Consider the following 12,245-nt stretch of genomic DNA (forward strand, 5'->3'; position numbering starts at 1 on the left):
GCCGTCGGCGTCGTGGTCGGTCGCGATGTCCTCGCGGGTCGATTCGGCCTCGGGGTGGTACTTCTCCTGTATCAGGCATGTGATGGTCGTCTCGCCGTCGTGGCGGTCGGCGAGTCGTTCGACCAGTGCGGAGCCGAGGAAACCCGGAAATCCAGTCAGGAATACGGTTGGCATGGAATACCAACACATTCGGTACACACCTATACCTGTTGCCAGCCTCTCCGGTGGGGGTTATACCGTGAGATCGACAACCGGACGCTTCCGTCAGCCGAACCGATAAATTCCCCCCGCTACAACTCCTGATATATGTCTTCGGACGCCGATTCCGATTTCGACCCGCTGGAGGAACTCGCTTCCCTCCCGACGCTCGCACATCCGACCGTCTCGCCGGACGGCGACCGCGTGGCCTACTACCACGACGTCACCGGCCGCAACGAACTGCACGTTCTCGACGTCGAGACGGGCGAAACCGAGCGATGGAGCGACGGCGAGGTGCCGCGGAACGCCCGCTGGTACATCGAGTGGGACGCCGACGGCGAGCGCGTGTTCTTCCACGACGACGAGGGCGGCAACGAGCAGAACGACATCCGTGCCATCGGTCCGGACGGGACCGTAGAGACCGTCGCCGAATCGGAGGGACAGAACGCCATCCACGACGTCGACCCCGACGGCGAGTTCCTCGTCGTCGGCTCCTCGCGTGGCGGGCAGATGAACGTCTATCGGCACGAACTCGGCGGCGACGCCGTGGAAAGACTCACCGACTACGACCGGGCCGTCTGGTCGTCGACCCTCTCGCCGAACGGCGACCGCATCGCCTACTCCACCAACGAGACCGACGACTACGACAACAAGGACGTCTACGTCGCGAGCGTCGACTCGCTGGTCGCCGACGGCCCCGCTGGCGGCCCCGAGGACGCCTCCGATGCGCGCAACCTCGGCATCGGCGAGACGGGCGCCGAAGCCGTCGCCGTCGACTGGGGGCCCGACGGCGAGCGCCTGCTGGTCTCCGACAACACCGAGGACCTCACACGGTGCGGCGTCTACGACCTCACCGACGATTCGGTCACGTGGCTCGGCGACCTTGAACATGAAGAACACCCCGAGTGCTTCGGCGAGGACGGCGACGTCGTCGTCGCGAGTCGTACGCGCGATGCGGCGACGGTACCCGTCGTCTACGACCTCGAAACGGGCGAGGGCCGGGAACTCGACCTGCCCGAAGGCGTCGCCGACTTCGGCGAGGCAGGGAAGTCGGTCATCGACGCCGACCGGGTCCTCCTCAAGCACACGACGCCGACCCGTCGGCCCGACCTGCTGGCCTACGACCTGAGCGATGACACGACCGAAACCCTCGTCGCCGCCGAGTACGGCCCTTTCTCGCCCGATGACTTCGCCGACGTCGAGTACTTCACCTTCGAATCCGACGGCGTCCCCAAGGCCCTCGCCGAGGCAGTCGAGCACGACCCCTACGAAACGCTGGAGATCGGCGCGCTCCTCTACGATTCCGGCGAGCGCCCGTCACCGCTCGTGGTCATGCCTCACGGCGGGCCGCGCGCACGGGACAGCAAAGCCTTCGACCTCTACGCGCAGGTGCTGGCACAGCGCGGCTACTCCGTGCTCAAGGTCAACTACCGCGGGTCGACCGGCAGAGGCCGGGGGTTCGTCGAGGAACTGCACGACGACTGGGGCGGCGCCGAACAGGGCGACGTCGCCATCGCCCTCGAACGCGTTCTCGACGAGCGCGAGTGGGTCGACGACGACCGCGTCGCCGTCTTCGGCGGCTCCTACGGCGGTTATTCGGCCTACTGGCAACTCGTCCAATACCCGTCGCTGTACGACGCCGGCGTCGCGTGGATCGGCCTCACCGACCTCGAAGAGATGTTCGAGACGACCATGCCGCATTTCCGGACCGAACTGATGGAGAAGTACCTCGGCACGCCCGCGGACGCTCCCGACCTCTACCGCGAGCGTTCGCCCATCACCTACGCCGAGAACCTGTCCGCGCCGCTGTTCATGATCCACGGCGTCAACGACCGCCGCGTTCCGGTCTCGCAGGCACGACTGTTCCGTGACCGCCTCAAAGAGCTGGGCTACGAGGAAGGCGAAACCGGCGACTTCGAGTACGAGGAACTCGGCGAGGAAGGCCACGCCTCCTCGGACATCGACCAGAAAAAGCGGATGTTCAGGTTGCTCGTCGACTTCCTGGACAGAAGGGTTTGAAACACGTTTTATAAAACGGGCTTGGGAACTCCTGACGCCACTCCGAAAGCCCTCGGCCTGGAGGCTGGGAATCGTTATTTTATCAACGAAGCTTGGCGATCGCTTGACCGTAAACAGCCAGAAAGCCCTCGGCCCGCTGGCGATCGCTGAGGAGGATACCCTCGCTTCGCTCGGGTAGTGCCTCCTCAGCGATTATATAAACGCCAGACGGGCCTCGCCCTTTCAATCCTCCAGGGACCGCGCCTGCCCTTCCCCGGGTCGCGAGAGTTGCCACGGGCAACCACTCGCTCCCGGCCGAGTAGTTCTTATAAATGGCGCACGCTGGCCGACCGCCGCGAACATCCCCGTGAGCGGCGGTCGAACGACACCGTGCGAGGGACGACCGAAGCCGAGCGACAGCGAGGCTGAGGGAGTCGGTTGGGGAGGTGTGTGGTCCGGTTACGGTACCTGGTGGAATCGAAGGGCGAAGTCGGCTGGCGTTCACTTTAGTCGCTAAGCGGGCACTACGCGAGCGAAGCGAGCGTATCCTGCTTAGCGACCGCCAGCCGACTGAGGGCTTCGCATGCGGTATAGTCGGGAAGAGTCCCAAGAGCGCCTAATAAAGCAACGTTTTAGAGACCCTCAGTCGAGGGCATCAGAAAGCCGGCTGTCCAGAATTACTCGTTGATGGTGACCGACTCGATGACGATCTCCTCGCGGGGCTGGTCGTTGCGGCCGGTCGGCGCGGAGCCGATCTCCTCGACGACGTCCATGCCGTCGATGACCTGCCCGAAGACGGAGTGTTTGTTGTCGAGGTGGGGCTGAGCGTCCAGCGTGATGAAGAACTGGCTGCCGTTGGTGTCGGGCCCGGAGTTGGCCATCGAGAGGATGCCGGGGCCGTCGTGGCTGAGGTCCGAGTGGAACTCGTCGTCGAACTCGTAGCCGGGGCCGCCGCGGCCGGTGCCGGTCGGGTCCCCGCCCTGGATCATGAAGCCCTCGATGATGCGGTGGAAGACGGCGCCCTCGTAGAGAGAGTCGCCGCGAACCTCGCCGCTCTCGGGGTCTTCCCACGTGTTCGTCTCGACGTCGGGGTCGGCGTCAGCGGCGGGGTCGTGGCGGGCCAGCCCGAGGAAGTTCTCGACGGTTCGGGGCGAGCGGTCCTCGAAGAGTTCGATGGTGATGTCGCCGTGGTTGGTTCCGAGCGTGACGGTCGGGTTGTCGGGGTTTGCGACTTCTCGATTGCTCATAGGGGGACGTGGCGTGGGACTCGCAAAAGACTGCCGGCTGGCGGCGCTCGAAGGAACCCACACCGGCCGGCCGCGAGCGACAGTATTTATACCGGGGGCCGGAAAGCGCCGGGTATGGTCCGGGACCCGCTGGTGGAGGACGACGACCCCGGCCTCGAAGCGGTGGTCAGCGCGCTGGATGACGAGGACTGTCGGGCCATCGTCCGGGAACTGGACGAGCCGCGAACGGCCCGGGAGTTGGTCGAGCGCTGTGACATCCCGCGGTCGACGCTCTACCGGAAACTCGATCTGCTAGCGGAGGCGACGCTGGTCCGGGAGGGCACCGAGATCCGCGAGGACGGCAGCCACGCCAACCGCTACGAGGTCGACTTCGAGGACGTCATCATCACCTGCGACGATAGCTGCGAACTCGGCGTCGAGATCGAGCGTCCCGCCCGGCGGGCCGAGGAACGCCTCGCCGAGATGTGGTCGGAAGTCAGAAAGGAGCTCTAACAATGGTCCATACGACAGTCGATGCGGAAGTACAGCTCGCGGTCGCGGTCGTGAAAACCCTCATCCTCGTGGTCGGCGGGTCGGTCACCCTCCTAGCCTACCGCGCCTACCGACGCACGCACGACAGGTCCCTTCGGTTGCTCTCGACCGGCTTCGCCTTCATCGTCGTCGGCGTCCTGCTTGGCGGCTTCACCTTCGAGATACTGATGGTCGATATCGGCGTCGGCATTCTCATCGAGAGCCTCTTCGTCCTGGTGGGCCTGTCCGTCATCGCTTACTCGCTGCGCGTGCAGTAACTCGCTTCGGTAGGACCGTCCTACACCGACGCCGAGCGTCGACTTTTCTTCACCGCGAGTTGCGCCGGGTCCCAGCGGCTGGGACCCGGCCGACGGGGTTTATCCGTACAGCCCGGAGGTCGAGGTGTATAATGTCCGACAACATCGGCGCCCCTGGTTCGCAGTTCTCCCGACGTGATTTCGTGAAGGCGACTGGCACCGTCGGCGCGGCGAGTATGGCCGGCTGTACTGCCGGCCGACAGCGCACACAGCAGGGCCCGCAGACGCAACAACAACAGCAGAGTGACCAACTCCCGCTGGCGGGCGCCCCGCAGGTCGTCGACGTGACCGAACAGAACAATCAGGTCACGCTCCGGTCGGTCACCTCGCGGATGGCGGCCCACCCCGGTGACTCGATGGGCGGTCCCGTCGAACTCCCGAGCGTCTGGGCGTTCCAGGCCGACGACCGCACCCCGAGCGTCCCCGGCCCCATCCTTCGGACGAAGGAAGGCGAGGACATCGAGGTGACGCTGGACAACACCGACGCGAGCATGCCGCACACGCTCCACTTCCACGGCGTCCGCAAGACGTGGGAGAACGACGGCGTTCCCACGACGACGGGTATCACCGTCATGCCCGGCGAGAAGCACACCTACGAGATTCCCGCGAACGTGCCGGGGACCCACCTCTACCACTGCCACTACCAGACCCACCGCCACATCGACATGGGCATGTACGGCGTCTTCCGGGTCGACCCCGAGGGATACGAACCGGCCGACCAGGAACTGTTCATGACGCTGAAGGACTGGGACTCCCGGCTCAACCGCCAGATCGCCGGCGAGGACGTCTCCTACAGCCCCCGGAACCGCAGCCCCGACGTGTTCACCATCAACGGCCGGTCGGCCCCACGGACGCTCCACCCCGAGGACGGCTCGCCGGTCATCGTCTCGCAGGGCGATACCGTCCGCATCCACCTCGCCAACAACGGCTACATGAGCCACCCGATGCACACCCACAACCACCGCTTTAGGGTCGTCGAGAAGGACGGCTCGCAGGTGCCCGAGGCCGCCCAGTACGAACAGGACATCGTCAACCTCGCGCCCGCCGAGCGGAAGACCATCGAGTTCGAGGCCGACGCCGACCCCGGCATCTACCTCATGCACTGCCACAAGGTCAGCCACGCCATGAACGGCAACAGCTACCCCGGCGGCATGGTCGGTGCCATCGTCTACGAGGAGGCCATGGATTCGGACATCTTCGCGGACCTGATGGACTACGCGGGCTACGAGGGGTAGACGGCCGGACGACCCGTTTACGAACGTTTTTCTTGGAACGCATAAACCACCCCCGATAGACGGCGATTCGACTATCGGAGATAGCCGCCAAGCACGCGTCGTTCATGCAACGACGGAGCTTCTTGCAGGGCCTCGGTGGCGCCGCAGGCCTCGCCGCGGGAACGGGCGTAAGCGCCGCCGAGACCCTCACGACCGACACGACCGCCGAGGAGATCGAGATCCTCCGCAACGAGTACCACGAACCGCACGTCTACGCGGACTCGCTGTACGCGCTGGGCTATGGCAACGGCTACGCGCAGGCCGGCGACCGGCTCTTCCAGATGGACGTCATCCGGCATATCGGCTACGGCGACAGCGCGCAGGTTCTCGGCCCCGCCCAGTTGTCGAGCGACATCCAGGTCAGGCGTGACCTCTACTCCCGAGCGGAGGTCGACCAGCAATGGCAGGACGCGCCGCCGACCTTCCGCGAGGTGACGCGTGGCTTCACCGACGGCGTCAACCGGCGGATGACCGAGATGGCCGCCAGCGGCGAACTGCCGGCGGAGTTCGGTGCGCTCGGCCACGCACCGGAACCCTGGAAACCGCAGGACACCGTCGCCGCCATCAACTACCTCATCGGCTTCTTCGGCGTCTCCGGCGGTTCGGAACTGTCGAACGCCCAGACGCTCTACCGCATGCAGGAGAACCTCGGGTCGTGGAAGGAGGCCTTCGACGCCTACGCGGACCTCAACTGGCTGGAAACCACCGACGACCACTACACCTCGCTGACGGACGGCGACGTGAACGTCGACGGCGGCGAGACGGACCACGAGTGGTTCGACGGCGAGGCCGACGACCGCATCCGCGAGACGCTCGCGGAGGCCGCCGACGCGCTGGCCGAGGAGTTCGACAGCGACGACCCCGGCGACTGGCTGCTGGATACCCACAAGAGCCGGTTCCTCCCGCTCGGGGGTACCCAACAGGGGGTGGTGGACATGCGAAACCGCGCGTCGTACAATCAGGCGCTCGACGTCGACGGCTGGCAGGCCGACGACGAGGCGACGTGGCAGGCCGCCGCCGGCGACGTGTTCCCGCCGGGCAACAACGGCGTCATTACCGCCGACGAACTGGCGCAGGCGCAGGCGACCGGCGAGGAGCCCGACCGCCTGACCGACCAACTCGACCTCTATACCACCAACGAGTACAAACCCCACCCGGCTACGCGTGAGCAAGTCGAACAGACAGCCGTCGAGACGACGACGATTCGGACCGTCTCGCGGCCGTCACCACGGAGCGTCTCGCCGTCGAGCGACGTCTCGCCCGAGGCGCTCTCGGACCTCGGCGAGGCTCTCGACGTGCCGGAGGAGTTCGCGGAGGACTGACGCCGAGGTGGATAGGGTTCCCTACCCCCTCGCTTGACAGGTAGCAGATTTAACTGGCGGTGGCCCCGAGAGGGAACAGGTGAACCTCGGTGTCTGTTGACGACCAACACGATACGCGGTTCGGGGATACACCCGACGTCGACGCCGTCGTCGTCGGCGCGGGCTTTTCCGGCCTCTACATGCTGCATCGCTTACGGGAACTCGGCCTGTCGGTTCGGGTCTACGAGAAGGCCGACGGCGTCGGGGGGACGTGGTACTGGAACCGGTATCCGGGCGCCCGCTGTGACAGCGAGAGCCACATCTACTGCTATTCCTTCGACGAGGGACTTCTGGAGGAGTGGGAATGGACCGAGCGCTACCCCGAACAGCCCGAGATCCTCGAGTACCTCCAGTTCGCCGCCGACCACCTCGATTTACGTCGTGACATCGAGTTCGAGACCGAGGTGACGGCAGCGACCTTCGATGACGAGTCGGGAACCTGGACAGTAGAGACCGCGGACGGCCAGCAAGTGACGACCCGCTTTTTCATCAGCGCCGTCGGCTGTCTCTCCAAGCCGTTCTTGCCCGATTTCGACGGCCTCGACGAGTTCGAGGGCGAGTGGTATCACACCAGCCGCTGGCCAGAAGGTGGCGTCGATTTCGCGGACAAACGCGTCGGCGTCATCGGCACCGGGTCGACGGGTATCCAGACCATCCCGGAGGTCGCCGAGCGGGCCGGCCACCTGACGGTCTTCCAGCGGACGCCGAACTACGCCGTTCCCGCACGGAACCGGCCGCTGGAGGAAGACGAATACGAGGAGATCCGCGCCAACTACGACGACATCTGGGACCGGGCGCGCAACTCGCGGCTCGGGATGCCCTTCGACAGCGAGGCGAACTCCGCTCGGCGGCTCTCCGAGGAGGAGATACACGAGATTCTGGATAAACGGTGGCAACAGGGCGGCTTCCGGTTCCTGCACGCCTTCGAACCCGGCCACATCCTCTCGAACGAGGAGACCAACGCGATCATCTCGGAGTTCATCCGCTCGAAGATCCGCGAGAAGGTCGACGACCCCGAAACCGCGGCGAAACTCGTCCCGACGGACCACCCCTACGCCTCCAAGCGGCCGCCGATGGACTACAACGATTACTACGGGACCTACAACCGCGATGACGTCCGTCTGGTCGACGTCGAGGCGGCGCCGATAACGGAGTTCACCGCCGACGGCATTCGGACGGCTGACGGCCACTACGACCTCGATATCGTCGTCTTCGCGACCGGGTTCGACGCGATGACCGGCGCGATACTCGCGATGGACATCGAGGGGCGGGACGGCCTGTCGCTGGAGGAGAAGTGGTCGGCGGGGCCGCGGACCTATCTCGGCCTCGGCACCCACGGCTTCCCGAACCTCTTCACCATCACCGGCCCGCAGAGCCCCTCCGTGCTGACCAACATGCCGATGTCCATCGAACAGCACGTCGAGTGGATCACCGACTGTATCGAGTTCATGGACAGGGAAGGGTACGACCTCATCGAGCCAACCGAGGAGGCCGAAGACCAGTGGGTCTCCCAGACGAACATGCTGGCCGACCAGATGCTGTTCTCGGAGGCCGACTCGTGGTATCGCGGCGAGAACGTTCCCGACAAGCCGAGCGTCTTCACCCCCTTCCCCGGCGGGCTGGAGATGTATCGCGGCATCTGTGAGACCGTCGCCGAGAAGGGCTACGACGGCTTCGAGTTGCGCGGGGCTGCCGACGCAGCGACCGTCGAAAAATAGGCGTCGTGCGTCGCCGAGGCTTCAGAAGTCCCGCAGTTCGTCGAGTTTGTCGGCCGCGGCGCCGCTTTCGAGGGCTTCGCGAGCTTGCTGGAGACCGCTCTCGATGTCGTCAGCGTCACCGCCCGCGTAGATGCGCAGGGCGGCGTTGACGGCGATGGCGTCGGCGAACTGGTCGTCGCGCTCGCCCGCCAGAACTTCCTCGGTGATGGTCGCCGAATCGGCGGCGATGTCGTCGACGTAGAGGTCCTCCTCCTCGAAGTCCATGCCGTATTCGGGCGTCTCGATGTCGAAGTCGTCCATCTCCTCGCCGTCGTTCCAGACAGCCACCTTCGTCGAGCCGGGGCGGACGTCGTCGTAGCCTTCCATCCCCTGGAACATGACGACCCGGTCGACGGGTGCCGTCTCGGATTCCTGGAAGGTGTCGATGATGCGCTTGGCGTAGGGGAGATGGTAGAACGAGCCGAGATGCGTCGAGGCCTCGGCGGGGTTGGCCAGCGTCTCGATGGTGTTGACGAAGGTGCGGACGCCCATCTGGTCGCGGCGATCCTCGAGGGCGTCGATTTCGGGCGCGAAGTTGGGCTGGTAGTAGAAGCCGAAGCCGACCGCGTCGGTCATCTCGGCGGATTCGGCGGGCGCGAGGTCGGTCCGGACGCCCAACTCGTCGAGGACGTGCTTGTAGGCGTCCTGCTTCTGGGTGGGGACGCGGTCACCGGAGTGGACGACGACGGGCGTGCCCGCGGCGGCAGCGATGAGGCCGGCGGCGACGCCGAATATGGCGCTGCGGCCCTTGCCGTCGTAGTTGGCGCCGCAGTCGACGGGGTCGCAGTCGGGGGCGGCGTGGTCGACGCCTTCGGCCATCACGTCGACGTAGGCGCCCAGTTCCTCCGGCGTATTGCGCTTCCAGCGGTTCGCCAGCCAGAAGGCGCCCAGCGTCGTCGGGTCCGGCTCGTCGTCGAGGATGCGCTGGAAGGCCTCCTCGGCCTGCTCGCGGGTCATGTCGTCGGCGGATTTGTGCCCGGAGCCGACGACCTCGGTCATCAGCCGCTTGAGCGGCCACTCGCCGTATTTCTCGGTCGCTTTTGCCATATCGCACGCTTCGGCCTACCGGGGCAAAAACGTCCCTCATTCGGTCGCCTCTGCCGGCGTCCGGAACCGACGAATCCTAATCCCCCGCGTCCGTAGGGGGGGTCAATGAGTTCGCCAGCGGCCGACGGCGACGATTGGCGCGCCGGCATCGATGACGTCGACGCCGCCCTCATCGACGGCTATCAGTCCGGCTTCCCGGTCGAGGAACGGCCCTTCCGACGCGTCGGCGACGACCTTGGAATAACAGAGAGTGAGGCGCTTAGACGGGTGGAACGACTCCGCGAGGACGGCGTCTTCCGGCGGTTCGGAGCCGTCCTCAACCCGCCAGTCATCGGCGCCTCGACGCTGGCGGCCGTCCGAGCCCCCGACGACCGATTCGACGAGGTCGCCGAGATCATCAACGGCTACCGGCAGATCAACCACAACTACCGGCGGGACCACGAGTGGAACATGTGGTTCGTCGTCACCGCCGGCTCGCTGGAGCGGCGCGACGAGATCCTGACGGAGATCGAGGAACGAACCGGCTGTGAGGTGCTGAACCTCCCGATGCTGACGGATTTCTACATCGACCTCGAATTTCCGGTGGTCAACGGCGACCGATTCGCCCGCGAGTCGTTGTCCGAGACCGACGTCTCGGCGACCCGCATCTCCGAGTCGGCCGCCGCCGACCTCTCCGAACTCGACAAGGCGCTCCTGCTGGAGATCCAGGACGGCTTCCCGCTCTCGGAGACGCCGTATCGGGACATCGCGTCGGCCGTCGACGCCCCCGTCGAGGACGTGCTGGCGGCCATCGAGGCGCTCCGCGAGGACGGCTGTATCAAGCGCATCGGCTGTATCGTCAACCACGTCGTCACGGGCTTCGACGCCAACTGCATGGTCGTCTGGGACGTGCCCGACGACGACCTCGACGAGTTGGGCGAGCAGGTCGGCAAACTCCCCTACGTTACGCTGTGTTATCACCGGCCGCGCCGGCCCGAGCAGGGGTGGCCCTACAACCTCTTTACGATGATTCACGGCCGCGAACCCGAGGCCGTCGACGCGAAGATCGACGAACTCGCCGCGGAGCATCTCCCCGTCGAGCACGAACGCCTCTACTCGACGGAGACGTTGAAGCAGACGGGCGCGCGCTACGAGGAGATCGTCACCGACGAGGAATAGCGGGCCGGCGGGCTCGGGGCCGTTGGGTTCGGATATCGGTCGTTCGAGCGGGGCGTCGCTGATACGGGCGACGAGCAGAAGGGAGAAACGAAGCAGTCGACGACGGGTCGCCGGGGCTCGTTAGCTATCGGCGGAGATGGCGATGACCGGGCCGATGACGGCGAGGCCGATGCCCAGATAGAAGAACTCGACCGGCATGGTCGTACTCGGCGTGATGATGAAAAGCAGGCCGAACAGCGAGAACTGTATTCCAAGGACCTTCAACGAGCGGTTAGCGGCGAACCCGCCCGCGGCCGCGAGGACGAACAGGAGCAAAAGCACATGCCCCAGATGATAGTTCATCAGGAAGTCGTCGATCAACTGCAGGGGGAGCTCGAACATCCTTGTCGGGTATCGCGTCGTTTCGGTCTTAACTTTTGCTTAACGTTCGCGCCCGGCATCGTCGGTCTGACCCGTCAGTTCGATATCACGAAGCCAGACGGTCCAGACGACGAACAGCGCCGTCCCGTAGCAGAACGCCCATACGAGCGTCCCGAGGAGTTCGAAGCCCGCGTTGGTCAGCACGTAGTCGGCGAGTCCCGCGACTGAGACGGTGCCGACGAGCAACAGCACGCCCGCCGCCCACCCCGGCAGGTTCGTCTCCTCCGCGTCGACGTTCGAAAGCGGCATGTCCTCCGCTAGGACGGCCAACGGTTCAGGGCTTCCGGTTCGTCACGACGCGGACGCCGGAACGCCGGCCCGAGGGCCGACTTACTCCCCTTTCGCGGCCGCCGTGAGCACGTCGTCGAGCCACGGCGCATCCCGACACGCCGAGAAGGGCGTCGGCTCGGCGGGGTCGTCCGGCCGGCCGTCGCCGAGTCCGCGCTCGTACCACGCGACGTCGTGCCACTCGCCGAGTTTGTAGCCCGCTTCGGGGAGGAGGGCCGCCTGCTCGAAGCCCCACGCCTCGTGGAAGGCGACGCTTCCGGGGTTCGGCAGCGTGACGACACCGTAGGCGCTGCGGAAGCCCTGCCGTTCGAGCGTCGCAAGCAGTGCGTCGTAGAGCGCCGACCCGATGCCCTCGCCGCGACGCTCGCGGTCGACGTACACCGAGAGTTCGACCACCCAGCGGTAGGCCGCGCGCTTGCGGAGTTTCCCGGCGTAGGCGTAGCCGACGACCGCGCCCTTGCGTTCGGCGACGAACCAGGGATAGGTCTCGACGGTGTCGGTGATTCGGGCCGCGATCTCGTCGGCGTCCGGCGGCGTCTCCTCGAAGGTGATGGCGGTCTCCTCGACGTAGGGGCGGTAGATGGCGGCGATAGCCTCGGCGTCGGAGCGAGTGGCGAGACGGCAGTTCATATCGGTAGGCGGGCGAGACGGCCCAAAGCGGTGACGGAGT

The 12,245-nt window shown here is 65.9% G+C and carries 13 protein-coding genes; 7 read left to right on the forward strand and 6 right to left on the reverse strand.

The window, feature by feature from the left end; genetic code table 11:
- Positions 1-189 (reverse strand): SDR family oxidoreductase (locus V5A53_RS08570; protein ID WP_332313184.1); only part of this gene is annotated, 189 nt, incomplete at its 3' end.
- 117 nt (positions 190-306) lie between these two features.
- Between V5A53_RS08570 and V5A53_RS08575 the strand changes: the two genes are divergently transcribed.
- Positions 307-2,217, forward strand: a complete 1,911-nt coding sequence (locus V5A53_RS08575; protein ID WP_332313185.1) for a S9 family peptidase — start codon at positions 307-309, stop codon at positions 2,215-2,217.
- Positions 2,218-2,873: 656 nt separating this feature from the next.
- Here V5A53_RS08575 and V5A53_RS08580 read toward each other — a convergent pair.
- A complete protein-coding gene (locus V5A53_RS08580; RefSeq protein WP_332313186.1) occupies positions 2,874-3,443 on the reverse strand; it encodes a peptidylprolyl isomerase in 570 nt (189 codons plus the stop codon).
- A gap of 114 nt (positions 3,444-3,557) precedes the next feature.
- On the opposite strand from V5A53_RS08580, the gene V5A53_RS08585 reads away from it, so the two are divergent.
- From V5A53_RS08585 to V5A53_RS08605, 5 genes are all read left to right on the forward strand, one after another.
- A complete protein-coding gene (locus V5A53_RS08585; protein ID WP_332313187.1) occupies positions 3,558-3,935 on the forward strand; it encodes a helix-turn-helix domain-containing protein in 378 nt (125 codons plus the stop codon).
- A gap of 2 nt (positions 3,936-3,937) precedes the next feature.
- Positions 3,938-4,231, forward strand: coding sequence for a DUF7521 family protein (locus tag V5A53_RS08590; protein WP_332313188.1), 294 nt, complete (start codon positions 3,938-3,940; stop codon positions 4,229-4,231).
- A 131-nt stretch (positions 4,232-4,362) separates the two neighbouring features.
- Entirely contained in the window at positions 4,363-5,505 is a 1,143-nt protein-coding gene (locus tag V5A53_RS08595; protein ID WP_332313189.1) for a multicopper oxidase domain-containing protein, read from the forward strand.
- Between the two features lie 104 nt (positions 5,506-5,609).
- Positions 5,610-6,866, forward strand: a complete 1,257-nt coding sequence (locus V5A53_RS08600; protein ID WP_332313190.1) for a penicillin acylase family protein — start codon at positions 5,610-5,612, stop codon at positions 6,864-6,866.
- An 89-nt stretch (positions 6,867-6,955) separates the two neighbouring features.
- Complete coding sequence (locus tag V5A53_RS08605) at positions 6,956-8,623, forward strand: flavin-containing monooxygenase (protein ID WP_332313191.1); 1,668 nt, start codon at positions 6,956-6,958, stop codon at positions 8,621-8,623.
- A 21-nt stretch (positions 8,624-8,644) separates the two neighbouring features.
- On the opposite strand, the gene V5A53_RS08610 is transcribed toward V5A53_RS08605, so the two are convergent.
- The gene (locus V5A53_RS08610; RefSeq protein ID WP_332313192.1) at positions 8,645-9,709 is read right to left on the reverse strand and encodes an anthranilate phosphoribosyltransferase; all 1,065 of its coding nucleotides are present in this window, start codon (positions 9,707-9,709) and stop codon (positions 8,645-8,647) included.
- A 105-nt stretch (positions 9,710-9,814) separates the two neighbouring features.
- Between V5A53_RS08610 and ahbB the strand changes: the two genes are divergently transcribed.
- Positions 9,815-10,867, forward strand: coding sequence for a siroheme decarboxylase subunit beta (gene ahbB / locus V5A53_RS08615; protein ID WP_332313193.1), 1,053 nt, complete (start codon positions 9,815-9,817; stop codon positions 10,865-10,867).
- A gap of 120 nt (positions 10,868-10,987) precedes the next feature.
- Here ahbB and V5A53_RS08620 read toward each other — a convergent pair whose 3' ends face one another.
- The 3 genes from V5A53_RS08620 to V5A53_RS08630 form a co-directional block, all read right to left on the reverse strand.
- Positions 10,988-11,248 carry a hypothetical protein gene (locus tag V5A53_RS08620; RefSeq protein WP_332313194.1) on the reverse strand — a complete coding sequence of 87 codons (261 nt, stop codon included), beginning with the start codon at positions 11,246-11,248 and terminating at the stop codon, positions 10,988-10,990.
- 39 nt (positions 11,249-11,287) lie between these two features.
- On the reverse strand, positions 11,288-11,536 hold the full coding sequence (locus V5A53_RS08625; protein ID WP_332313195.1) for a hypothetical protein: 249 nt from the start codon (positions 11,534-11,536) through the stop codon (positions 11,288-11,290).
- Between the two features lie 81 nt (positions 11,537-11,617).
- Positions 11,618-12,205, reverse strand: coding sequence for a GNAT family N-acetyltransferase (locus V5A53_RS08630; protein WP_332323206.1), 588 nt, complete (start codon positions 12,203-12,205; stop codon positions 11,618-11,620).
- Between the last annotated feature and the right edge of the window lie 40 nt (positions 12,206-12,245).

Source organism: Natronomonas sp. (genome assembly GCF_036625485.1).
Lineage (GTDB): Archaea > Halobacteriota > Halobacteria > Halobacteriales > Haloarculaceae > Natronomonas.

Coding starts and splice junctions, on each gene's coding strand:
- V5A53_RS08575 (WP_332313185.1), top strand. CDS start 307: ATGTCTTCGGACGCCGATTCCGATTTCGACCCGCTGGAGGAACTCGCT.
- V5A53_RS08580 (WP_332313186.1), bottom strand. CDS start 3,443: ATGAGCAATCGAGAAGTCGCAAACCCCGACAACCCGACCGTCACGCTC.
- V5A53_RS08585 (WP_332313187.1), top strand. CDS start 3,558: ATGGTCCGGGACCCGCTGGTGGAGGACGACGACCCCGGCCTCGAAGCG.
- V5A53_RS08590 (WP_332313188.1), top strand. CDS start 3,938: ATGGTCCATACGACAGTCGATGCGGAAGTACAGCTCGCGGTCGCGGTC.
- V5A53_RS08595 (WP_332313189.1), top strand. CDS start 4,363: ATGTCCGACAACATCGGCGCCCCTGGTTCGCAGTTCTCCCGACGTGAT.
- V5A53_RS08600 (WP_332313190.1), top strand. CDS start 5,610: ATGCAACGACGGAGCTTCTTGCAGGGCCTCGGTGGCGCCGCAGGCCTC.
- V5A53_RS08610 (WP_332313192.1), bottom strand. CDS start 9,709: ATGGCAAAAGCGACCGAGAAATACGGCGAGTGGCCGCTCAAGCGGCTG.
- ahbB (WP_332313193.1), top strand. CDS start 9,815: ATGAGTTCGCCAGCGGCCGACGGCGACGATTGGCGCGCCGGCATCGAT.
- V5A53_RS08620 (WP_332313194.1), bottom strand. CDS start 11,248: ATGTTCGAGCTCCCCCTGCAGTTGATCGACGACTTCCTGATGAACTAT.
- V5A53_RS08625 (WP_332313195.1), bottom strand. CDS start 11,536: ATGCCGCTTTCGAACGTCGACGCGGAGGAGACGAACCTGCCGGGGTGG.
- V5A53_RS08630 (WP_332323206.1), bottom strand. CDS start 12,205: ATGAACTGCCGTCTCGCCACTCGCTCCGACGCCGAGGCTATCGCCGCC.